The sequence below is a fragment of the Devosia sp. A16 genome, from assembly GCF_001402915.1.
Lineage (GTDB): Bacteria > Pseudomonadota > Alphaproteobacteria > Rhizobiales > Devosiaceae > Devosia_A.
On the sequence record NZ_CP012945.1, the window covers coordinates 2,610,747 to 2,631,338 of the forward strand.

At 67.7% G+C, this 20,592-nt stretch carries 23 protein-coding genes; 12 read left to right on the forward strand and 11 right to left on the reverse strand.

The annotated features are described in order from the left end of the window. The first annotated feature begins 108 nt into the window (after positions 1-108). Together cydD and cydC are read left to right on the forward strand one after the other, a co-directional pair. Positions 109-1,845 (forward strand): thiol reductant ABC exporter subunit CydD, encoded by a 1,737-nt coding sequence (cydD, locus tag APS40_RS12715; protein WP_082434372.1) that lies wholly within the window; start codon positions 109-111, stop codon positions 1,843-1,845. Next, positions 1,842-3,515: a thiol reductant ABC exporter subunit CydC gene (gene cydC, locus APS40_RS12720; RefSeq protein WP_055047402.1), complete on the forward strand. Its 1,674-nt coding sequence runs from the start codon at positions 1,842-1,844 to the stop codon at positions 3,513-3,515. Before cydD ends, cydC begins: the two co-directional genes overlap by 4 nt. A gap of 130 nt (positions 3,516-3,645) precedes the next feature. Here cydC and APS40_RS12725 read toward each other — a convergent pair whose 3' ends face one another. From APS40_RS12725 to APS40_RS12730, 3 genes are all read right to left on the reverse strand, one after another. Further along, complete coding sequence (locus APS40_RS12725) at positions 3,646-4,293, reverse strand: Crp/Fnr family transcriptional regulator (protein ID WP_335338163.1); 648 nt, start codon at positions 4,291-4,293, stop codon at positions 3,646-3,648. 137 nt (positions 4,294-4,430) lie between these two features. Next, on the reverse strand, positions 4,431-4,553 hold the full coding sequence (locus tag APS40_RS25460; RefSeq protein ID WP_257720952.1) for a hypothetical protein: 123 nt from the start codon (positions 4,551-4,553) through the stop codon (positions 4,431-4,433). Between the two features lie 112 nt (positions 4,554-4,665). Further along, a complete protein-coding gene (locus tag APS40_RS12730) occupies positions 4,666-5,178 on the reverse strand; it encodes a heme-binding beta-barrel domain-containing protein (RefSeq protein WP_197279321.1) in 513 nt (170 codons plus the stop codon). Positions 5,179-5,391: 213 nt separating this feature from the next. Here APS40_RS12730 and APS40_RS12735 point away from each other — a divergent pair, with 213 nt between their 5' ends. Further along, positions 5,392-6,105: an ABC transporter ATP-binding protein gene (locus APS40_RS12735; RefSeq protein WP_055047405.1), complete on the forward strand. Its 714-nt coding sequence runs from the start codon at positions 5,392-5,394 to the stop codon at positions 6,103-6,105. Next, positions 6,105-8,651, forward strand: a complete 2,547-nt coding sequence (locus APS40_RS12740; protein ID WP_055047406.1) for an ABC transporter permease — start codon at positions 6,105-6,107, stop codon at positions 8,649-8,651. Before APS40_RS12735 ends, APS40_RS12740 begins: the two co-directional genes overlap by 1 nt. A gap of 188 nt (positions 8,652-8,839) precedes the next feature. On the opposite strand, the gene APS40_RS12745 is transcribed toward APS40_RS12740, so the two are convergent. After that, positions 8,840-10,069 (reverse strand): MFS transporter, encoded by a 1,230-nt coding sequence (locus APS40_RS12745; protein WP_055047407.1) that lies wholly within the window; start codon positions 10,067-10,069, stop codon positions 8,840-8,842. A 186-nt stretch (positions 10,070-10,255) separates the two neighbouring features. Here APS40_RS12745 and APS40_RS12750 point away from each other — a divergent pair, with 186 nt between their 5' ends. After that, on the forward strand, positions 10,256-10,738 hold the full coding sequence (locus APS40_RS12750; protein WP_055047408.1) for a winged helix-turn-helix transcriptional regulator: 483 nt from the start codon (positions 10,256-10,258) through the stop codon (positions 10,736-10,738). On the opposite strand, the gene APS40_RS12755 is transcribed toward APS40_RS12750, so the two are convergent. The 4 genes from APS40_RS12755 to APS40_RS12770 all read right to left on the reverse strand — a co-directional run bounded on the left by APS40_RS12755 (position 10,726) and on the right by APS40_RS12770 (position 13,894). After that, a complete protein-coding gene (locus tag APS40_RS12755) occupies positions 10,726-11,154 on the reverse strand; it encodes an outer membrane protein (protein ID WP_055047409.1) in 429 nt (142 codons plus the stop codon). The genes APS40_RS12750 and APS40_RS12755 overlap by 13 nt on opposite strands. Before the next feature lie 6 nt (positions 11,155-11,160). Then, positions 11,161-11,412, reverse strand: coding sequence for a hypothetical protein (locus APS40_RS12760; protein ID WP_055047410.1), 252 nt, complete (start codon positions 11,410-11,412; stop codon positions 11,161-11,163). A 132-nt stretch (positions 11,413-11,544) separates the two neighbouring features. Further along, on the reverse strand, positions 11,545-12,858 hold the full coding sequence (locus APS40_RS12765; protein WP_055047411.1) for a PQQ-dependent sugar dehydrogenase: 1,314 nt from the start codon (positions 12,856-12,858) through the stop codon (positions 11,545-11,547). Positions 12,859-13,021: 163 nt separating this feature from the next. After that, positions 13,022-13,894, reverse strand: a complete 873-nt coding sequence (locus APS40_RS12770; RefSeq protein ID WP_055047412.1) for an NAD-dependent epimerase/dehydratase family protein — start codon at positions 13,892-13,894, stop codon at positions 13,022-13,024. 151 nt (positions 13,895-14,045) lie between these two features. Here APS40_RS12770 and gnd point away from each other — a divergent pair, with 151 nt between their 5' ends. Beyond that, entirely contained in the window at positions 14,046-15,023 is a 978-nt protein-coding gene (gnd, locus tag APS40_RS12775) for a phosphogluconate dehydrogenase (NAD(+)-dependent, decarboxylating) (protein ID WP_055047413.1), read from the forward strand. Positions 15,024-15,242: 219 nt separating this feature from the next. Here gnd and APS40_RS12780 read toward each other — a convergent pair whose 3' ends face one another. Together APS40_RS12780 and queF are read right to left on the reverse strand one after the other, a co-directional pair. Beyond that, positions 15,243-16,217: a DUF1624 domain-containing protein gene (locus APS40_RS12780; RefSeq protein WP_055047414.1), complete on the reverse strand. Its 975-nt coding sequence runs from the start codon at positions 16,215-16,217 to the stop codon at positions 15,243-15,245. Positions 16,218-16,453: 236 nt separating this feature from the next. Beyond that, positions 16,454-16,900, reverse strand: a complete 447-nt coding sequence (queF, locus tag APS40_RS12785; protein ID WP_055047415.1) for a preQ(1) synthase — start codon at positions 16,898-16,900, stop codon at positions 16,454-16,456. A gap of 208 nt (positions 16,901-17,108) precedes the next feature. Here queF and APS40_RS12790 point away from each other — a divergent pair, with 208 nt between their 5' ends. From APS40_RS12790 to APS40_RS12815, 6 genes are all read left to right on the forward strand, one after another. Then, the gene (locus APS40_RS12790; protein ID WP_055047416.1) at positions 17,109-17,534 is read left to right on the forward strand and encodes a cyclic nucleotide-binding domain-containing protein; all 426 of its coding nucleotides are present in this window, start codon (positions 17,109-17,111) and stop codon (positions 17,532-17,534) included. A 15-nt stretch (positions 17,535-17,549) separates the two neighbouring features. Beyond that, positions 17,550-17,987 (forward strand): Crp/Fnr family transcriptional regulator, encoded by a 438-nt coding sequence (locus tag APS40_RS12795; RefSeq protein WP_055047417.1) that lies wholly within the window; start codon positions 17,550-17,552, stop codon positions 17,985-17,987. Then, positions 17,984-18,295 carry a SelT/SelW/SelH family protein gene (locus APS40_RS12800; protein WP_055047418.1) on the forward strand — a complete coding sequence of 104 codons (312 nt, stop codon included), beginning with the start codon at positions 17,984-17,986 and terminating at the stop codon, positions 18,293-18,295. Before APS40_RS12795 ends, APS40_RS12800 begins: the two co-directional genes overlap by 4 nt. Before the next feature lie 101 nt (positions 18,296-18,396). After that, on the forward strand, positions 18,397-18,954 hold the full coding sequence (locus tag APS40_RS12805) for a CreA family protein (protein WP_055047419.1): 558 nt from the start codon (positions 18,397-18,399) through the stop codon (positions 18,952-18,954). A gap of 281 nt (positions 18,955-19,235) precedes the next feature. Continuing rightward, positions 19,236-19,427, forward strand: coding sequence for a hypothetical protein (locus APS40_RS12810; RefSeq protein ID WP_055047420.1), 192 nt, complete (start codon positions 19,236-19,238; stop codon positions 19,425-19,427). A 174-nt stretch (positions 19,428-19,601) separates the two neighbouring features. Next, positions 19,602-20,237 (forward strand): peroxiredoxin, encoded by a 636-nt coding sequence (locus tag APS40_RS12815; protein WP_055047421.1) that lies wholly within the window; start codon positions 19,602-19,604, stop codon positions 20,235-20,237. A 53-nt stretch (positions 20,238-20,290) separates the two neighbouring features. On the opposite strand, the gene APS40_RS12820 is transcribed toward APS40_RS12815, so the two are convergent. Further along, positions 20,291-20,557 carry a hypothetical protein gene (locus tag APS40_RS12820; RefSeq protein WP_055047422.1) on the reverse strand — a complete coding sequence of 89 codons (267 nt, stop codon included), beginning with the start codon at positions 20,555-20,557 and terminating at the stop codon, positions 20,291-20,293. Between the last annotated feature and the right edge of the window lie 35 nt (positions 20,558-20,592).

The window sequence follows — 20,592 nt, forward strand, 5'->3', positions numbered from 1 at the left end:
ATGCTTGCCGCACTAGCTGCATTTCACGTCGCGTCGCCTTGATCCAGATCAAGGCAATGCCGCATGACTATAAGCCAAGTTGGCAGACCTTCTCCACCTGGCAGGCCCATGAACGACAAGGCAAAAACCGCGGCGCAAGGACGCTGGCTGAATCGGCTTGGCCTGGCCGATCGGCCGTTGCTTGCCGCGGTGCTCGGCCTGCCTTTGCTCGCCGGCGCGCTGCTGGTGGCGCAGGCGCTGGTGCTGGCCTCGTTGCTCGATCGCGCCATCGTCGAGGGGGCCGCGCCGGCGGCGCTGCTGCCCGATGTGCTGGTGCTCATGGCCATTCTGCTGATTCGCATCGGGCTCGGCGTGCTGGGCGAGGTGGCGGCCGTCGGCTTGGGCGAGGCGATCAAGCAGCGTCTGCGCACGGCGCTGGTCGGCGCGCTGCTGCGGCGTCCACCGGTGTGGACGGCGACCAAGAGCTCGGGCGAGCTGTCGAGCGCCGTGCTCGAACAGGTCGAGGCACTCGATGGCTACTTCACCCGTTACCTGCCGGCCATGGTCCAGGCGGCCATTCTCCCGGTCGCCTTCGCTGCCGTCGCCTTCTCGGTCGACTGGATCGTGGGGCTGCTGTTCCTGATCTCGGCGCCGCTGATCCCGGTATTCATGGCGCTGGTCGGCTGGGGCGCCGAGGCGGCGAGCCGCTCGCAGGCCACCGCGCTGAACCGCCTGAGCGGCCGTTTTGCCGACCGGCTGCGCGGCCTCGTGACGCTGAAACTGTTCGGCCAGGAGGAGGCCGAGATCGCCCGGGTGCGTGAGGCCTCCGAGGAACTGCGCGTGCGCACCATGCGGGTGATGCGCATCGCCTTCCTCAGCTCGGCCGTGCTCGAGTTCTTCGCTGCGCTCGGCGTGGCGGGCGTAGCGCTCTATGTCGGGCTCACCTTCCTCGATCTCGTCACCGTCCGCAGCACCGAACTGACTCTCGCCGCCGGCATGTTCTGCCTGCTGATGGCGCCCGAGGTGTATCAGCCGCTGCGGCTGCTCGCGGCGCATTATCACGACCGCGCTTCGGCCCGGGCGGCGGTGGCTGCGATCGAACAGGAGTTCGATACTTTGCCGGCTGAACCGATTCCGTCACCGCCTGCGACGGCGTTGCCGGGTGCTGAAGGTGGAGTGACGCTCGAGCTCAAGAACCTCGGGCTCGCCGATCCTGCCGGGCGTCCGCTGCTCACCGAGGTCAACCTGACGCTCGAGCCTGGCACCCATCTCGCCATCCTTGGCGCCAGCGGCATCGGCAAGTCGACGCTGCTCGAAGCCATTGCCGGGCTGCGGGAGTTCACCGGCGAAATCCGTCTCGATGGCCGGATGCCGGGTGCGTTCGACGAACCCGCATTACGGGCGCGCCTCGCCATGCTGGGACAGCGGCAACGGCTCTTCGCCGGCACCATCGCCGACAACATCCGGCTGGGTCGCCGCGACGCCGACCACGCCGCCGTGCGGCTCGCAGCGCAAAGGGCCTGCGTCACCGACTTCGCCGATGCGCTGCCGCAGGGCCTCGCGACGCCGTTGGGGGAAGACGGGCTGGGCCTCTCGGGTGGTGAAATCCAGCGCATCGCGCTGGCGCGCCTCTATCTGCGCGATCCTGGCCTGCTGTTGCTCGACGAGCCGACGGCGCATCTCGACGGCGCCACCGAGGCGCTGGTGCTCGATGGGCTGGCCGAGTTCGCCCGGGGGCGCACGCTGCTTGTCGCCACCCATTCCCACGCCGTCGCCGCCCGCATGGACAAGCTGTTCCGCATCGCCGGCGGCAAGCTGCTGCCTGCGCCCAGGCCCAAGCTGGTCCGGAACGTGGGGGCTGCATGAAAGCCATTCTCGCCTTTGCCCCGCTGTTTGCCCGGCTGAAGGGCGCCATGCTGCTGACCCTGCTGCTGTCGCTGCTGACGCTGGGCGCCGGCATCGGGCTGCTCGGCCTCTCCGGCTGGTTCCTCACCGCCGCGGCGCTCAGCACGCTCGGCTCGGCCTTCAACATCTTTGCGCCCTCGGCGGGTGTGCGCGGCCTCTCCTTCATCCGCATCCTCGCGCGCTATGGCGAAAAGCTGAGCGGCCACGACATGACGCTGCGGCTGCTTTCCGATTTAAGGGCCTGGCTGTTCGCCCGGCTGTTTCCGCTGCTGCCGCTGGCGCGCCGCTTCGGCCGCGGCGACCTGGTGAGCCGACTGCTGGCCGATGTCGAGGCGCTCGACACGCTGTTCCTCGTGGCGCTCGGGCCGATCAGCACGGCGGTCGTCGCCGGGGCCGCGATGACTGTCGTGCTGGCGCTGCTATTGCCCGGTGCGGCGATGCTCTACGCGGTGCTGTTCTTTGCGGCGGTGCTGTTGGTGCCGATTGGCCTGGTGCTGGCCTCGCGCCGCGCCGGCGCCGAGGCAATCGCGGCTGGTGCGGCACTACGCCAGGCCGTGCTCGATGCCATCGATGGGCATCAGGATCTGGTGCTGTTCGACGGCCGCGATGCCGCCGTTGCCAGCTCGGGCAGCGCCGCCCGACGCCTGTCGGCGGCGCGTCGTCGCCTCGGCCGCAATGCTGCACTGGCGGGGGGCACAGTACAGATCCTGGCGGGTGGTGCGCTGGTCGGCACGCTGCTGGTCGGTTTCGCGGCGCTGCAGGCGCTCCAGATCGACGGGCCGCTGCTGGCCGGGCTGCTGCTGGCCATCATCGCCAGCTTCGAGGCCTCGGCCATGCTGGTGCGAAGCGCCACCCGCCTTGCCGGCGCCGCCGCAGCAGCCGACCGCCTGCAGGCCATCGCGACGAGCCCCGCCGCCGTCGCCGAGCCGGCTGCGCCGCTGCCCATCGCATCGGGCGGCGACATCCGCCTCGAGGCGGTATGCTTCGGTTACGATCCGGCGCACCCGGTCATCGACGAGCTGAACCTCGCCATCCGCACCGGCGAATGCGTGGCCATCACCGGGCCGAGCGGCGCCGGCAAATCGACCATCGCGCAACTGCTGCTGCGGCTCGTCGATCCCGATGCCGGCGTGGTGCGGCTCAACGGCTCCGATCTGCGCCATGTGGCCGGCCCCGAGCTGCGCCGCCGCGTCGCCCTGATGACCCAGGATGCGCCGGTGTTCCTCGATACCGTGCGCGCCAACCTGCGAATCGGTCGCGACGACGCCGACGATGCCGACCTGTGGCGGGTGCTCGAGGCGGTGCGCCTGGCCGACTTCGTCAGAGGCCTGCCTGGCCAGCTCGATGCCGTGGTCGGCGAGGCCGGCCGTACCCTCTCGGCGGGCCAGGCGCGGCGGATCTGCCTCGCGCGCACCCTGCTGTCCCAGGCGGATGTGATCGTCTTCGACGAGCCGACCAGCGGCCTCGATTTCGAGACCGAGGCGAATTTTCTCGCCGAGCTGCCGGCCTTGACCCACGGCCGCACCGCCATCGTCATCACCCATGCCGCGGTGCCACCAAGCTTCGACCGGGTGCTCGAACTGAGGGCAGGGCAACTGAGGGAGCGCCGGGCCCAACCGTCTGGTAGCTGAGGCGCCACAAGCGCGATGCCCAACCTCCCCTCGACGGGAGAGGCAAGCGAAGCTTGGGAGCGTCAGCGACCTAGCTTGGCTCGGAGGGGGCGCCGCGGCCCGGGTGCGAGTGACTGCCGCCAGCAGTCCCCTACCCACAGAGCGCCCGCAGCGCCTCGAGCTCGGGCACTTCGACCGTGCGATTATTGCTGATGCCGATCACCTCGAGCTGCCGTAGCTTGGTCAGCTGCCGCGACACCGTCTCGATGGTCAGCCCGAGAAAGTCGGCGATGTCGGAGCGCGTAAGCGGCAGCTCGAAGCTGATATGGCCGTCGACGTCCGTGGCGGGGTCGGCGTGCATGGCGATGAGATAGAGAAAGCTTGCGACCTTTTCCTGCGCGGTCTTCCGCCCCAGCGTCACCATCCACTCGCGCGCTTCGTCGAGTTCGCGCAGTGTCTGCTGCATGAGGCGGTGTTCCAGCGCCGGCGTGGTGGCGATCATCCGCTCGAGCGCGGGCACCGGGATCACGCACAGGTCCACCGTGGAGGCGGCCTCGGCGGTCAATACGCTCTCGCGCCCGAACAGCCGGCCGAGGAAATCCGGCGCGAACTGCAGCCCGACCAGCTGCTGGCGGCCATCTTCGAGCACCTTGCTGAGCTTGACCACGCCGCGCATCACGTTGGCGTAGGAGCGGATTTCGGTACTGTCGCCGATCAGCTCGTCGCCATTCTCGTGCCGCACCTTGTGCGTGTGGCGCGCCAGCTCGATCAGTTCATCAGGCTTGAGAACGCCGCACATGCCTCGGTGACGCGCCTCGCAGCTACGGCACAGCACGGGGGTCTCGGAGTTGTGGATGTCCAGACGCTCGCCCATAGCGGGTGAGCCTTACACCCTCCCGCGGCGCCGCGCATGGTGAGGTTTGTCGCACGCGGCATTCAGTCCCGGGGCACGGGACGCGGCGTGTCGCGCGTGTACCACAGCACCCAGGCCAGAGTGCTCATCAGCACCGAGAAGGCGATGACCACGGCAGTAACGACGATGACGGCTTCTGGAGGCATGTTGGTGCTCGCTGCTTTGACGACAGCGAGAGCACCACGAGGCGAAAAGCGACGCTTTGATCCAGATCAAAAGCGTCGCGATTTCAGCAGCTTGTGGGTAGCAGCCGGCGGGCTAGCGCGCGAACGGCACCGAGGCGGTCAGCACCTGGCCCGAATTGTTGAATTCGACTTCGAAATCGACGGTGATGGCGTTGTCCTTGAGGAAGATGCGCGAGCCGATGCGCACATCGTTGCCGCCACGATCCCGCTGCTTCTCGCGCAGGTCGAAGCTGATCGTCTCCCCCTTGATCTGGCCGACCGCTAGGCCGGTAAAGCCGGCATTCGAACTCATCGCCGCCTGATAGCGCTGCGACTTGTCGTCATAGGCGATGGTGCCGCTGACCGACAGGTTCATGTCGATCAGGCTGCAACGCCCGGCATAGTTGATCTTGTTGAGGTTCCCCTTGGAGATCCCCAGCCGGCAGCGGAACGGCTCGGGCTTCTGGCCACCCACCAGCGTGCCGGCGCCCTTCCAGTTGCCGACATAGGAGTTCAGGACTTCGACGGGGTCGGCCAGCGCCGGCGTCGCCATTCCCGACAGCGTCATGGCGGCTACGGCCACCGCGGCCTGCAAGTGCTGTCTCATCTCTTCACACGCCCTCCACCGGCGCCACGCGTTCATCAACGCTGAAATCGGTAATCGAGCGGGTATACCGCCCGGTTCCATTTTGACTTGCCCGCCCGGCGATGCCAGAGATCATGCCGCAGAGCAAAAAAAGCAAGCTCGGCGCGCACATTCTTTTGGTTCGTGGTTCACCGCAAGTCTCAAATGGCCCTCAGTCAAGACCAAGCTAACAGCATGCGCAATTCGGCAACACAGCCGGTGGTCGATGCTGCAGGCGTCACCTACACGCTGGAGGTTGCAGGCCACCCACTGCACATCCTCAAGAACGTGTCGCTGCGGGTCGAAGCATCGGAGGTGGCGGCGATCGTCGGCCCCTCGGGCAGCGGCAAGACCTCGTTGCTGATGCTGCTGGCGGGGTTGGAGCGCGCCACCTCCGGCCGCGTCGTCGTTGCCGGGCAGGACCTCGCCGGGCTGAGCGAGGACGACCTGGCGGTGTTTCGCCGCCATAACCTCGGCATCGTGTTCCAGAGCTTTCACCTGATCCCCTCGCTCACCGCGCTCGACAATGTCGGCCTGGCGCTCGAGATCGCCTCGCCCGACCTGTCGCTGGCGCAGACGCGCGAGGCCGCCGCCGCGGCGCTCGAGGCGGTCGGCCTTGGCGGCCGGTTGCATCATCGACCGGCGGCTCTGTCGGGCGGCGAGCAGCAGCGCGTCGGCCTGGCGCGCGCCATGATCGCCAAGCCGCGCCTGCTGCTGGCGGACGAGCCGACCGGCAATCTCGACCAGGAAACCGGCGCCGTGGTGGTCGAGCTGATGTTCGATCTGGCCCGCAAGCAGGGCACCGCCGTGGTGCTGATCACCCATGACCCATCGCTGGCGGCGCGCGCCGACCGGGTGTTCACCATGACATCCGGCGAGCTGGTCGAAACCCGTTCGGTTGCCGCCTGATGCGCGCAGCGCTCGCGGCAATCCGCATCGGCCTGCTCGATATGCGCGGCGATCTGCGCCGCTTCGGCCTGCTCATCATCTGCCTCGCGGTCGGCACCGCGCTCATCGCCGGCGTCAGCTCGGTCGGTGCCAGCATCCGCCAGGCGGTGGAGGAGAACGCCGCGGTGCTGATGGGGGGCGATGTCGAACTGTCGCGCGCCGACCGGCAGGCCACTGCCGAGGAACTGGCGGTGATCTCGCGCTTCGGCCGCGTCTCCTATGTCGTCGATACCAATGTGAGCGCCGAGGCGGGCGAGGCCAGCGCTTTCGTCGACCTGATCTCGGTGGGCGACACCTATCCCTTGCTCGGCGCGGTCGGCAGCCCCGAGTTGCCGCCGGGCGAGACGCCGTTTGCCTTCCTCTCCTATCGCGACGGCCGCTTCGGCGCGCTGGTCAACCCGCTGATGCTCGACCAGCTCGGCATCCGGGTGGGCGATACGCTCGAGATCGGCGGCACCGAGTTCGAGGCGCGCGGCGCGCTCGGCAGCTTGCCCGACGCCGCGGTCCGGGGCTTCCGCCTCGGCCTGCCGGTGGTGATCACCACCGAGGCGCTGGCGGTGCTCTCCGACCGCACCTCGCCGCTGCCGGGCCTGGGCACCTTCTTCCGCTACAAGGTGGTGCTGGCCGAAGGCGATGCCGACACCGGCAAGGCGGCGCTCGAGGCGGCGCTCGCCGACCCCAGCTGGACGGTGCGCTCGGCCCGCGAAGGTCTGGGGCCGATGGTGCGCTACTACGACCTGTTCATGCGCTTTTTGGTGATCGTCGGGCTCGCCTCGCTGTTGATCGGCGGGGTCAGCGTCTGGACTTCCATCTCGGCCTATGTCGCCGAGCGCGCCAATGTCATCGCCGTGTTGCGCAGCATGGGCGCCGGCCGGGCCCGTATCTTCGTGCACTTCTTCTCGCAGATCGCGGCGCTCGCGGCGATCGGTGTCGGCATCGGGCTGGCCGTCGGCGCCGCGACGGCGCTCCTCGCGCTGCCGATCATCGGCAGGTCGGTGGGCGTCGAACTGGCGCCGATGCTGCACCTGCAGCCGCTGCTGGTGGCGGCCGGCGTCGGCTTCCTCATCGCCTTCGCCTTCTCCTACCTGCCGCTGCAGCAGGCTCAGACCATCAGCCCGGTGACGCTGTTCCGCTCCAAGGGCCTCGCGGCGCCGCCGATCGACTGGGGCGGACTGATCTTTTCCTCCCGCATCGTGCCGCTGGTGCTGGCGGCCGCGCTGTTCCTGTGGCTCGCCGTCATCATGACCGGAGACAAGATGCTGGTGGCGGCATTCGCCATCGTCAGCGTGCTGTCGGTGGTGCTGTTCCAGTTCGGCATCTTCCTCGCCCGCCGTGCCCTGCGCCGCGCTCCCGAGCCGCGCAACCGGGTGCTGCGCTATGCGCTGCGCAATATTGCCAGCCCCGGCTCCAACGCCGCATCGGTGGTGGTCTCGGTGGGGCTGGCGCTCGCCATGCTGGTGGTGGTGCTGGTGCTGCAGGTCAACCTCAGGAACGAATACCTGGGCGCCTCGGTGTTCGATGCCCCCACCCTCGTCGCTTCCGACCTGTTCCCCGACGAGGTGGCCTCGCTGCAGGCGATGAAGGACCAGGGTGGCGACGTGATCGGCTTTGCCGCGACGCCGATGCTGCGCGGCGCCGTCAGCGCTCTCAACGACACCCCGGTCGCGCAGTTGCAGCCGCGCGGCCCCGAGGCGTCGTTCTTTCTCTCCGGAGAAATCCCGCTGACCTACCGGCTGGTGCTGCCGACCACCTCCAAACTGGTCGCCGGGCAATGGTGGCCGGCCGATTATCAGGGCCCGCCTCTGGTCTCGCTGCACCAGAGCCTCAGGGCCGGGCTCGGCATCGATATCGGCGACAAGCTGTCCTTCGCCATCTTTGGTGACACGATAACGGCCGAGGTCGCCAACTTCCGCGACTACTCCTGGCAGGGCGGCATCGATTTCCTCGCGACCTTCTCGCCAGGGGTGCTCGAATCCTACCCCTCGACCCTGCTCGGGGCGGTCACCGCGGCGTCGGGGCGCGAGGAGGCGGTGGAGCGCAGCCTCGCCACGGCGTTGCCGGATGTGCGGTTCATCGCCATCGGCGCAACGCTCGAGCAGATCACCCAGGCGCTGAGCCAGCTGTCGCTGGCGGCTTCGCTGGTCGGGGGCCTCGCCGTCGGCAACGGTCTGCTGGTGCTGGTCGGCAGCCTCGCCACCGGCCGCCGGCAGCGGCAGGCCGATGCGGTGATTACCAAGGTGCTGGGCGCCAGGCGCTTCGACGTGCTGTCGGTCTCGGTGCTGCACTACGTGCTGCTGGCGGCCTTCGCCGCGCTGCTGGCAACGCCGCTCGGCATCGGGCTCGCCTGGATCCTGACCATGGTGCTGCTCGATGTCGAGTTCGCGCTCGATGCCTCGACGCTGGCGGCGGTCGACCTCGGCGCCATCGTCATCACCGGCTTCCTCGGCGCCGCCACCATCTTCGGCGTGCTGTCGCGGCGCTCCGCTGGGTTCCTGCGCGAGCCGTAGCGTATCCAAGGGGAGGGATCGAGGGAAGGTGGTCCGGTGATCACCGATGGCCCCCCTCCTCTCAAGGGAGCAGCAGTACGTCGCGGTGACCCACCGGCCGGTCCCCCAACTCGGTGTCAGCCGGTGGGTCAGGCGAGGCAGCGGATCACTCTCTCGCTGCCTCCGGTTAAACTGTTCGGCGCCAGGTCTCACGCCGCGACCGGCTGCCCGGGCACCTGGTCTCCATCCACATCGTTCTTCTTGGCCGGGAAGGCCAGCGCCAGGGCGGCTGCCGCAAGCCCGATGCCGGCCGAGGCGATATAGAGCCAATGATAGGTGCCGAACGTATCGTAGAGCCAGCCGCCGCCGACCGGGCCGAACGCCATGCCGATGCTCGAGGTCATGGCCATGCCGCCCAGCACCGTGCCCATCACCCTGGGGCTGAAATAGTCGCGCGTCAGCACCGAGTAGAGCGGCATCACCCCGCCATAGGCGAGCCCGAGCACCGCCGCCAGCATGTAGAACTGCGGCAGTTCGCTCACATAAATGTAGGTGTAGATGCCTACCGCCTGCAGCGCCAAGCCGGCGACGATCACCCGCCGCACGCCCAGCCGGTCGGCCAGCACGCCGAAGATCACCCGGCCGAACAGCCCGGCGAGGCCTTCGACGCTGTAGATGCTCGCCGCCGCGAGAGCCGAGGCGCCGCAGATCATGGCGTAGCTGACCGTGTGGAAGATCGGCCCGGAATGGGCAGCGCAGCAGAGGAAGAACACCGTGGCCAGGACGATGAACTGCGGCGTGCGCAGCGCCGACCAGGCTTTCGAGGCCTGCCTCGGCTCAGCCACTGCGTTCGGCGCCGGCTGCGGCTCGGTCACGGTGGGGGCGCGCCGGATCAGCAGCGCCGCCAGTACGATCACGATCAGGGCGCCGATGGCGATGCTCAGCATGGCGCTGCGCCAGCCATTGGCCTCGATCAGGTAGCTGGCGAAGGGGGTGATCACCATCGGCGCGATGCCGCCGCCGATCGACACCAGCGACACCGCGAGGCTGCGGTTCTTGTCGAACCAGCCCAGCGTCGCCGAAATGATCGGCGCGAAATAGGCGCCGCCGGCGGCGCCCACCAGCCCGCCATAGGCGAACTGGAACACCAGCAGGTCATGCGCCTGGCTGGCGAGCAGCAGGCCCGCCCCCAGCAGCACCGTCGCCATCAGCACCACCGGCCGCGCGCCGATGCGATCGCTGAGCGTGCCCCACATGAAGCCGGAAATGCCCATGACGATGAAGCCCACCGTCATGGCCGCCGAAATGCCGGCCCGGCTCCAGCCGGTATCCTCCGCCATCGGCTGCAGATAGACGGGCAGCGCGAACATCGCCCCCATTGCCACGCAGGTGATCAGCGCGCCTGCGGCGACGACCACCCAGCCATAATGCCTGCTCATTGTTCCGTCCCTCCGGATGTCCTGCCATCTAGACGAGCGGCGGCAGCGACATTCGACAGCGAAGCCGACAAAATATCGGCTTTGACGTCCGCGCTACAACTACTTGCAGATTGCAAGGTGTATACCCAGATCAAAACTGCTTGTAAACTGCAAGTGGAACATGCCGACAGGACCAGGAGCCGCCACGTGGATCGCCGATCCGGATGCCCGATCAATCTCTCCGTCGAAGTGCTCGGCGATCGCTGGAGTCTGGTGGTGCTGCGCGACATCATGTTCGGCAATTTCCGCACCTATGGCGAGCTGCACGCCAACTCGCTCGAGGGCATCGCCACCAACATCCTCGCCAGCCGGCTGAAGCGGCTGATGGAAGAGGGGCTGGTGACGGCCTCGGCCGACCCCGCGCATAAGCAGCGCACCATCTACAACCTCACCGAAATGGCGATCGCCCTGGTGCCGGTGATGGCGCAGCTGGGCGCCTGGGGCGCACGCTTCCTGCCGGCCAGTCCGGAGCTCTCCGCCCGCGCCATGGCACTGGCGGACGGTGGCGCCGAAATGGCAGAGGCCTTCATGGCCGAGCTGCGTCACCTGCACCTGGGCGCCCCAGCGCCGCGCCGCTCGGTCCTCGCCGAGCTCGACGCAGCCTACCAGGCGGCGGGTCAGAAGCCGTAATTGACGCCGAGCTTGACGATGTGGAGGTCCTGCTGCGCGTCAAGCGTACCGGCGGAATAGTCGAGCTCGGAGCCGAGCGACACGAACTCGTATTCGATACCGGCGGTGGCGTTCTCGCTGAACGCGAATTCGGTGCCGAGCCCCACGGTCCAACCGGTCGCAACCGCATCGGCCGAGACCGCTTGCGGCGCCGGCAGCGGAGCGGTTGGGGTGAGGGTCGATCGCACCCCGCCGGCCGCCAGCCCGCCCTTGGCGTAGAGCAGCAGCGCGTCGGCCGCATAGCCGACGCGGCCGGTGACGGTGCCCAGCCAATCGAGGTCGTAGCTGTAGTCGAGGCTGTTCAATCCGTCCGTCGCCGAACCGTTGCCGGCGATCCAGGTTTTGGCGAGATCCGCCTCGGCGCCGAATACCAGCACGCCCGCCTAGGCGTTGAACCCGGCCCGCACCCCGGCCAGCCAGCCGCCGGCAGCGAGGTCGAGCGGATCGGCGAGGCCGCTGGGCTCTTCCAGCGTGACCTCGCCATTGCCGCCGCCGCCGAACAGGCCGGCATAGGCGCCCGACCAGTCGTAGTCGGCTGCGGCGGCAATCGCTTCGGGGTCGTCGACGATCAGATCGGCCGCGGCAGCCGTGCCGCCTCCGATGCCGAAAACGGCAAGCAGAACAAGCGCAGACATTCGCATGGTGTGGCCCCCATCAGTTCGCGCAGGGGGTAAGCTAGGGGTGGCTGCGTGATGTGGGCGTCATCTGCCAAGAGGCCCGCGGTGCGGTGATCCTCCCCCGCCACGCGGGGGAGGATCAGAGGAGCGTCAGCCAGCCGGGCCCTGCGCCCCGGTGACCCGCCAGATCACGTCGCCCACGTCGTCGGCCATCAGCACCGCGCCATCCCTGGCGATCACCACGCCGACGGGGCGGCCATAGGACTCCTTCTCGTCGGGCGACAGGAAGCCGGTGAGGATCTCGCGCGGCGTGCCGGTCGGCTTGCCGTTGGCGAACGGCACGAAGGCGAGCTTGTAGCCCGAGAGCGTCGAGCGGTTCCACGAGCCGTGCTGGCCGATCGCCATGCCGTCGCCGAAGCCGGGGAGAGTGCCTTCGGGCAGCCAGCAGAGGCCGAGCGAGGCGGTATGCCCGCCCAGTGCGAAATCCGGGGCGATGGCGGTGGCCACCTTGGCCGGATCCTGCGGCACGCGGTCGTCGACGATCTTGCCCCAGTACGAGTACGGCCAGCCGTAAAAGCCGCCATCCTTCACCGAGGTCAGGTAATCGGGCGGCGTCTCGTCGCCGATCCCGTCGCGTTCGTTGACCACGGTGAAGAGCTCGCCGGTGGTCGGCTCGAACGCCAGGCCCACCGGGTTGCGCAACCCGCCGGCGAAGATGCGGTGCTTGCCGGTGGTGAGGTCGAGCTCGAAGATGCAGGCGCGGCCTTCCTCGGCCGCCATGCCGGAATCGCCAATATTGCTGAGCGAGCCGACCCCGACATAGAGCTTGGTCTGGTCCTTGCTGGCGATCAGGCTCCGCGTCCAGTGCCCGCCCGGCTTGGTCGACATCAGCTTCCTGCCCGCCGCCGTGATCCGGGTCTCGCCGACCTTGAACGGATAGGCATAGACGCCATCGGTATTGCCGACATAGAGCGTCTCGCCGATCAGTTGCATGCCGAACGGCTGGTTGAGCCCCTCGAGCAGCGTGTGCTGCTGTTCGGCCACCCCATCGCCGTCGGCGTCGCGCAGGAGCGTAATGCGGTTGGGGCTCTCGCCCACCGCGGCGGCGCGCCGCATGGTGGTGAAGATTGCATAATCGAACGGCGTCTTGATGCCGCCCGGCGTGCTCAGCGCCTCGGCCACCAGCACGTCGCCATTGGGCAGCACGTGCATCCAGCGCGGGTGCTTGAGCCTCCTGGCGAAGGCGTTGACCTTGAGGCCCGCCGCCGCGGTCGGCTTGTGGTCACCCGACCAGCCGCGCGCCGTCGGCATCTTCAGCGTCGGGATCGCCTGTGGGCGTGCCTCGGGGATATTCGGCGTATTGCCGTAGATCGGATCGCGTTTCGGCTCGTTGAAGCTGCGCGCCAGGATCGCCCCGGCGCCGATCCAGGCAACCACGCGGGCGTAGATATCGGCAAAGCTCATGCTGTCCCTCTAGCTGGAGCGGTTTCAGGAAGAGCCGCGAGACTGTTCCGGTTCGAAAGCGCGACCAATTCAAAACTCGATGTCATGCGGTGCGCGCCATGGCGCGCACCAGACCTGCCGCATTACTTGGCCGGGGCGCTGAGCGCAACCGCCTCGCCCCGGCTCACTCGAGGCCGGCGGCCTTGAGGTCGGCCCAGAGGTTATCCTCAGGCACGTAGCCGATCCACTCCCGCGCCTCTTCGAGGTCCCAGGCCATGCCGGTATTGTTGGACATGCCGGAAACCACGATGTGCGGCGCCGGCCACTTGCTGGCGTCGGCACGCAGCGCCGCCACCATCAGGCGGTTGTGGTCGCCGTTCGACAGCCACATGTTGCGGTACCATAGCGCATTGCGCCGGATCATCGCCTCGTCGGTCTCGCCGCGGTCGCCGCCGCCGCTGCCGGCAATGGTGATCGCGAGGTTCTCGCCGCGCTGGCACCAGCCGATGCGGGTCGAAACCGCGGTGATCCGGCCATTGGTGGCCGCGGCGCGCGCCGCGCACACGCGCTCGCCCAGCGCCTTGGTGGCGCCATAGGCGGAACCCCACTTGTAGCCGTCGACGTCATAGTACCGGGTGCCGCTGATATGCGGCGTCGACATCCTGAGCTTGCCGTCGGCCGGCAGCGGCGCATCCTTGTAGCCGCCCATGGCGTGGTTGGACGAAGCGAAGATGAAGCGGCAGGGTTTGGTGCCGCCGCCCGCCTGCTCCAGCAGGTTCGCCGTCATGTCGAACGAGGCCGCCGATTCGGCCCAGCTCGAGTTGGGCGCCGGGTTGGCCGAGGCGTAGTGCACGATGCCGTCGGCTGCCTGCGCTTCCTTGCGCCAGCGCTCGTCATAGGGGTCGGCGAGGTCGGCCACCACCACCCGCGTCTTCTTGCCGGCCGTAAACGGGGCGACGTCGATGGCGACGATCTCCTCCACCCAGTCGGCCGTCTCCAGGTGCTCCCTCAGCTTGCTGCCCAGGTTTCCGGCGCCCCCGGTAATCACTACCCGCATAGTCGTTTCTCCCTAGAGCGAGATCAGGAAAGGTTGCAGACCTTTCCGGTGCGATCTCGCGACCAAACAAAGCTCTTTCCGGGGCTGCCCCCGTTGTCTCGATGTCGCGTATAACACCCCCCGCGTCAGTCGCTACAGTGGAGTGTGCATCATGCAGATCGGTATTGTCGGGTTGGGCCGCATGGGGGGCAATATCGCCAAACGGCTGATGCGGGCCGGCCACGATGTCGCCGTCTACGATATCGACGCCAATGCCCGTGCCGCACTCGGCGCCGAGGGCGCCCGCCCGGCGGAGACGCTCGAGGCGCTGGTCGCGGCGTTGACCGAGGGCCCGCGCGCCATCTGGGTGATGCTGCCGGCCGGCAAGATCACCGAGGGCACCATCGCGCATCTGGCCTCCTGCGTGGACCCCGGCGACATCCTGATCGATGGCGGCAACTCCTATTACAAGGACGATATCCGCCGCGCCGCCGACCTCATGAAGGCTGGCATCCGCTATGTCGATGTCGGCACTTCCGGCGGCGTCTGGGGCCTCGAGCGCGGCTACTGCCTGATGATCGGCGGCGAGACGGCTGCGGTCGACCATCTCGATCCGATCTTTGCGGCGCTCGCCCCCGGCAAGGGAGACATCGAGGAAACCCCGGGCCGCGCCGGCTTCGATCCGCGCGCCGAGCAGGGCTACATCCATGCCGGCCCGGCCGGCGCCGGCCACTTCGTCAAGATGGTGCATAACGGCATCGAGTACGGGATGATGCAGGCCTATGCCGAGGGCTTCAACATCCTCGAAAGCAAGAATGCCGAAGTGCTGCCGCCGGGCGAGCGCTTCGAGCTCAACGTCGCCGACATCGCCGAAGTGTGGCGCCGCGGCTCGGTGGTGACCTCCTGGCTGCTCGACCTCTCCGCCATCGCCCTCGCCAAGGATCCCAGGCTCGAAGCCTTCTCCGGCCACGTCGCCGATTCCGGCGAGGGCCGCTGGACGGTCGAGGCGGCGATCGAGGAAGCCGTGCCGGCCGAAGTGCTGACCGCAGCCCTCTTCACCCGCTTCCGCTCCCGCCAGGAGCACAACTTCGCCGAAAAGATGCTCTCCGCCATGCGGCTGGGCTTCGGCGGACACAAGGAGCAGAACTAGGGCGTTCCGAAGTTGCGAAGCTCGACATATCGGCTCCATCGTCCCCTCGCCGCTGAGGGGAGAGGGTAGTGGAGCTTGGACCGTCAGGTTCGTAGCGAAACTTGGGTGAGGGGTTCAGCTTCTCAGGGAGCGCTTGTTGCGCCGCTCAACCCCTCAACCGGCGCTGCGCACCACCTTCTCCCCTTAGGGGAGAAGGGAAGGTTGCTGCATCTCAGTAGGCTAAGGAGCCTTGTCCGCCATCGCCGTGCAAAGCTGGGCGACCGCGCGCAGCTGCGTGTTCTGCTCGAGCGTCGGCTCGGTCGCCGCCACCGCGTCCCAGAGGTTGCCGGTTTCCACCTGCTCGACGGCGCAGCCGCAATAGCGGTCGCAGCGCGCGAGGTCGGATCCGGTGCCGAGGCAGGCGGTAGTGCAGCTCTTGACGAAGTCCTGCGATTGGCTGAGCACCGGCGGCATCAGTACCGGCGCCTGCAGCTGCGTCAGTCCCCACAGTACCCCGATGATCAGCGGCTGGTGCAGCACATAGATCGGCAGGCTCCAGCGGCCAATCCAGGCGAGGCCGCGGGCCAGCGGCTCTTCGCTGCGGAAATGGCCGAGATCCTCGCCGAGCGGCGACGCGAGGATCAGCCGCATGGCGGCGATGCCCAGCAGCACCACGCCGAACCAGGGAAAGATCGGCACCACGTCGCTGGTTGGCGGCGAGCTCGGCCAGAAGCCGATCCAGCCGAGCTCGCGGCTCGAGAATATCGGGTCGTTGTAGAGGAAGTTGGCGGCGATCACCGCGGCGCCGATGATCGCGACCAGCCATGGCGGCAGCTTGAGGAAAGCCAATCCCATCAGTGAGAACAGCGCGATGGCGTGCAGCACGCCGAAGAACACGAAGTAGTCGGGGAACATCCAGTAGGTGCCGGCGGTCACCAGCAGGGCGCACGCGACCAGAATGCCGAAGCGCCGCCAGAACTTGTTCCAGCGGATGGCCTTGCCATGCGCCAGCACCAGTCCGGCGCCCACCAGCAGCAGGAAGCTCGAAAGGATCGACTTCTGGAACACCACCCAGCCGATGACCGTGGTGACGTCGACGTCCGAGTAGCCGAAATAGTAGAGGTCCCAGGCGATGTGGAAGACGACCATGGCAATGATCGCCACGCCGCGCAGCAGATCGAGCAGCTGGTAGCGGGGACGCTGCCCGCTGCTCATGTCACGACTCACCTGTTCCGACTCCCGCTGGTCTCGGGCGACCATAGTGGAACGCGCCCGGCGCTCAAGCACCGAGGCCCATCAGTCACCGGCCGTGCCGTGATCCTCCCCCGCGGGGCGGGGGAGGGGGACCAAGCGAAGCTTGGTGGAGGGGGCGGCCCCAAACACCGGCACCTCCGCGGCCGCTCGCCGCCTGCGGCGATAGCTCCCCTCGAGGGGAGCCACACGCCCTTGCGCTACCCCCGCCCGCGATAGCCGGGGACGCCCTGCTCGGGCAGCCAGAGATTGGCCGGTGCCGCGCCGGTCTGCCAGAACACGTCGATCGGGATGCCGCCGCGCGGATACCAGTAGCCGCCGATCCTGAGCCAGCGCGGCGCCAGCGCCTCGACGAGGCGCTTGCCGATCTCCACTGTCGTCGCTTCGTGGAAGGCGCCGTGGTTGCGATAAGAGAACATGAACAGCTTCAGCGATTTGCTCTCGATCATCCACTGGTCGGCGACATAGTCGATGACCAGATGCGCGAAATCCGGCTGCCCGGTGATCGGGCAGAGCGCGGTGAACTCGGGCACGGTGAAGCGGATCAGGTAGTCGATATCGGGATGCGGGTTCGGCACCCGGTCGAGCACCGCGCTCGATGGATCGAGCGGAATTTCGGCCGGTCGGCCGAGTACGGAAGTCGTCATCTCATCTCTCCGAGGGTCGGGCCCGGCAGGTGGCCGGGGACGGGAGGTTCGGGTGTGCTGCCGGCAAGTGGCCGGCGCGGGGCCTCAATACGCGCTGGGCGGCCGTCGCGGCCAGCAAAATCGTGCGCCCGGGCGACTTCGCATCGCGCCAAAGCTCGGCTACCATCCGCAGCTCGATGCGTAATGGGTCCGGGTGCAAGGCGGAGTGATGGAGCAGATCCTCGTGGCGGCGGCGACGCTGCCGGTCAATGTGTTGGGGCCGCGTTCGGTGCTGGTGAGCGAAGGCGCGCGGACTGGCAAGCTCTACATCCTCAAGTCGGGCGAACTCGAAGTGCTGCGCGACGGCAGCACGGTGGCGGCGATCGGCGAGCCCGGCTCGGTGATCGGCGACATGTCGGCGCTGCTCGACCTGCCGCATTCGGCGACGGTCCGCACCCGCAACGGCGCCGAGGTGCATGTGGCCGATGATGCCGACGCGTTTCTCGACGCGCATCCGGTGGCGGCGCGCCATATCGCGAGGCTGCTGGCCGCCCGGCTGCACAAGACCACGGCACTGCTGGTCGACATGCGCCGGCAGGCCAAGGTCCGTGAGGACCAGGTGATGTTCGACAAGATCTTCGCACTGCTCGAATAGCGGGAGTTGCCTCAAGTGGCGGAAGAAACTCAAAGCTGGCTGAAGTTCGATTTCTTCCCTGCCGGAACCGACCTGATCGTGCAGGGCGGCGAGGCCGGGGGCAGCATCATGGTGCTCAAGGAAGGCGAGGTCGAAGTGCTGCGCGACGGCAAGTTCGTCTCCACCATCAAGCAGCCCGGCGCCATTTTCGGCGAAATGAGCGTGCTGCTCGAGCGGCCGCATTCGGCGACCGTGCGCACCGTCACCGACGTGCAGCTCTATGTCATCGACAACGCCTTGGCGGTGCTCGAGGCGCATCCCTCCTGGCTGCTGCAGATCGCGCGGCTGCTCGCGCAGCGCGTCAACGCCACCACGGCGCAACTGGTGGCGCTGAAGAGCCGCGAGGACGAAGAGGACGACGTGCTGGTGCTGCCGACCAACGTCTTCTCCTCCTGGGCGGATCCGCAGATATGACCGACAAGCCCCGGCTCGCCATCACCTACTGCACCCAGTGCAACTGGCTGCTGCGTGCTGCCTGGATGGCGCAGGAAGCACTGTCGACCTTCGGCCTCGAACTGGGCGAAGTCGCGCTGCGGCCGGGCACCGGCGGCATTTTCGAGATTCACCTCGATGGCGCGCTGATCTGGGAGCGCAAGCGCGACGGCGGCTTTCCCGACGCCAAGCAGCTGAAGCAGCTGGTGCGCGACCGCATCGATCCCGGCCGCGACCTCGGCCACATCGATCGCCCGCATGGCCCGGCGGCCCGGCATGGACAGCCCTGAGCGGCCGCCGCCGCAACTATTGCCGGCACCAGCCGTTGCGTGAACCCGGCAAGGTCACCACATCACCGCCGTCGGCAACTCGAACCCCCTGGACCCCGAGCATGTTCAAGCGCCTCGCCTCCCTCGGCCTCGCCCTCGCTCTCACCGGCGCCCTTGCCGCCTGCGGCAACAATAACGGCACCAATGTGGGGAGCGTCGGGGTCGACTGGACCGGCAACGACATCAATGTCGAAGCGGTCGCCGATCCCGAGGTGAAGGGCGTCATCTGCCATGTCGCCTATTTCAACCGCTCGCTGATCGACCGGCTGCAGCAGGGCAACTGGTTCGAGGATCCGTCCTATTCGGCGGTCGACTGCGCCGCGGCCGGGCCGATCACCATCGGCAACATCAATACCAACAAGGGTGGCGAAGAGATCTTCCAGCAGGCCCGCTCGCTGATCTGGAAGAGCCTGCGCGTCTCGCGCATCTACGATGCCGAGAACAACTCGCTGGTCTATCTCGCCCACTCGCGCGAACTGCAGCAGGGCTCGGGCAAGATGTCGCTCTCGGTGGTGCCGCTGACCGGGCTCGACGTCACCTGGACCAACGGCCCGCCCAAGGGCTCGGCCGCCGCCGCCGCGGCGCCGGCGCCGGCCGGCACAGCAGCGGGCGGGATCTAGCAGCTCGCCGGCGAACCACCGGATCTTCATCAAACTCGGTGTCATCCCGGCGAAAGCCGGGACAACTGTCAGCTGGCGCGGGCGGCGAAATGGATCCCTGCTTTCGCAGCGATGACACGCGGCGGGTGGGACAGGGTGTGCCGATGGGCACCGCTATCCGGAAGCCGCGCATGACATCGTTCAAACTCGATTCAACCGCGACCGAGCCGGACAATCCCCCGGCAAGCTCTCGGCGCGCAGGCTCGCCGCGATGCCCGCCAGCGGGCTTCGGAGGCACGATCATGTTCAACTGGCTGCCGCCACTGCAGCAGGGCCCCGCGACCATCGGCGCCTCGCTGCTGTTCATCGTCCTGGTCTTCCTCATCGCCCGGGTGGCGCGGCTCAGCCAGCCGCTGGCCCTCGCCGTGGCGCTGACCCCGCCGATGGCCGTCGCCGTTGCCCTGGAGCGCGCCTTCGCCAGCGGCCTGATCTAGCCTATCACGCTGATTTTGCTGTCGAGCCCGTCCTCGGGGAAGCGGTTGTTCCGCCTTGACGGCAAAACACAAAAAGATTTCATGCGGCGCAGTCGCAATCGACTGGACCGCGTTCGATATTGGCGCGCGGGCCCGGGTCAGCAGTGGCAACGACCCCGCATCAAGGAGTTCATCATGGCAATTCTCATCGGCGATACCGCCCCCGATTTCGAGGCGGAGACCACCGAAGGTCGCATCCGCTTCCACGATTACATCGACGGCAGCTGGGCTGTGCTGTTCTCGCACCCCAAGAATTTCACCCCCGTCTGCACCACCGAGCTCGGCTACACCGCCAAGCTGAAGCCCGAGTTCGACAAGCGCGGCGTCAAGGTGTTGGGCCTTTCGGTCGACAAGCTCGAGAACCATGCCGGCTGGGCCGCCGACATCGCCGAGACGCAAGGCGCAACGCTCAACTTTCCGCTGATCTCCGACGTCGATGGCGAAGTCGCGCGCAAATACGACATGATCCATCCCAATGCCGATAACTCGCTGACCGTGCGGTCGGTGTTCGTCATCGGGCCGGACAAGAAGGTGAAGCTCAAGATCGAGTACCCGGCCTCCACCGGCCGCAACTTCGATGAGATCCTGCGCGTCATCGACAGCCTGCAGCTCACCGCCAAGCACCAGGTGGCGACGCCGGTGAACTGGAAGTCGGGCGAAGACGTGATCATCGTGCCCGCCGTCTCCGACGAAGCGGCGCGCGAAAAATACCCCGAAGGCTGGAAGACGCTGAAGCCGTATCTCAGGATCGTGCCGCAGCCGCGCGCCTGACCCCGGTTGGCAGACAAGACGTTGAGGGCGGCCCCAGGGCCGCCCTTGTTGCTTCAGGGGGTGCCGCGCAGCGCCCGGTTGATGGCGCCGAGCAGCATGACGATGCGCCCCAGCCCCATCAGCACCAGCCCGCCGACGAACGGCAGCACCGCCCATTGCATCAGCCGCGCCACCTCGATCAGCGTCGCCGGCAGGTCGCCGCCGGGTGCATCGAGCGCCGCCCTGACCATGTCGATTTGTGCCGGCGCATGAACGCCCGCTACCACCAGCGTCGCCAGCACCGCGATCAGCCCGACGACATAAAGCAGCCCAGCAACCATCCTCGCCCCCTCATGGCTTGACGGGGATAGTTAAG

Coding starts and splice junctions, on each gene's coding strand:
- cydD (WP_082434372.1), top strand. CDS start 109: ATGAACGACAAGGCAAAAACCGCGGCGCAAGGACGCTGGCTGAATCGG.
- cydC (WP_055047402.1), top strand. CDS start 1,842: ATGAAAGCCATTCTCGCCTTTGCCCCGCTGTTTGCCCGGCTGAAGGGC.
- APS40_RS12725 (WP_335338163.1), bottom strand. CDS start 4,293: ATGTGCGGCGTTCTCAAGCCTGATGAACTGATCGAGCTGGCGCGCCAC.
- APS40_RS25460 (WP_257720952.1), bottom strand. CDS start 4,553: ATGCCTCCAGAAGCCGTCATCGTCGTTACTGCCGTGGTCATCGCCTTC.
- APS40_RS12730 (WP_197279321.1), bottom strand. CDS start 5,178: ATGAGACAGCACTTGCAGGCCGCGGTGGCCGTAGCCGCCATGACGCTG.
- APS40_RS12735 (WP_055047405.1), top strand. CDS start 5,392: ATGCGCAATTCGGCAACACAGCCGGTGGTCGATGCTGCAGGCGTCACC.
- APS40_RS12740 (WP_055047406.1), top strand. CDS start 6,105: ATGCGCGCAGCGCTCGCGGCAATCCGCATCGGCCTGCTCGATATGCGC.
- APS40_RS12745 (WP_055047407.1), bottom strand. CDS start 10,069: ATGAGCAGGCATTATGGCTGGGTGGTCGTCGCCGCAGGCGCGCTGATC.
- APS40_RS12760 (WP_055047410.1), bottom strand. CDS start 11,412: ATGTCTGCGCTTGTTCTGCTTGCCGTTTTCGGCATCGGAGGCGGCACG.
- APS40_RS12765 (WP_055047411.1), bottom strand. CDS start 12,858: ATGAGCTTTGCCGATATCTACGCCCGCGTGGTTGCCTGGATCGGCGCC.
- APS40_RS12770 (WP_055047412.1), bottom strand. CDS start 13,894: ATGCGGGTAGTGATTACCGGGGGCGCCGGAAACCTGGGCAGCAAGCTG.
- gnd (WP_055047413.1), top strand. CDS start 14,046: ATGCAGATCGGTATTGTCGGGTTGGGCCGCATGGGGGGCAATATCGCC.
- APS40_RS12780 (WP_055047414.1), bottom strand. CDS start 16,217: ATGAGCAGCGGGCAGCGTCCCCGCTACCAGCTGCTCGATCTGCTGCGC.
- queF (WP_055047415.1), bottom strand. CDS start 16,900: ATGACGACTTCCGTACTCGGCCGACCGGCCGAAATTCCGCTCGATCCA.
- APS40_RS12790 (WP_055047416.1), top strand. CDS start 17,109: ATGGAGCAGATCCTCGTGGCGGCGGCGACGCTGCCGGTCAATGTGTTG.
- APS40_RS12800 (WP_055047418.1), top strand. CDS start 17,984: ATGACCGACAAGCCCCGGCTCGCCATCACCTACTGCACCCAGTGCAAC.
- APS40_RS12805 (WP_055047419.1), top strand. CDS start 18,397: ATGTTCAAGCGCCTCGCCTCCCTCGGCCTCGCCCTCGCTCTCACCGGC.
- APS40_RS12810 (WP_055047420.1), top strand. CDS start 19,236: ATGTTCAACTGGCTGCCGCCACTGCAGCAGGGCCCCGCGACCATCGGC.
- APS40_RS12815 (WP_055047421.1), top strand. CDS start 19,602: ATGGCAATTCTCATCGGCGATACCGCCCCCGATTTCGAGGCGGAGACC.
- APS40_RS12820 (WP_055047422.1), bottom strand. CDS start 20,557: ATGGTTGCTGGGCTGCTTTATGTCGTCGGGCTGATCGCGGTGCTGGCG.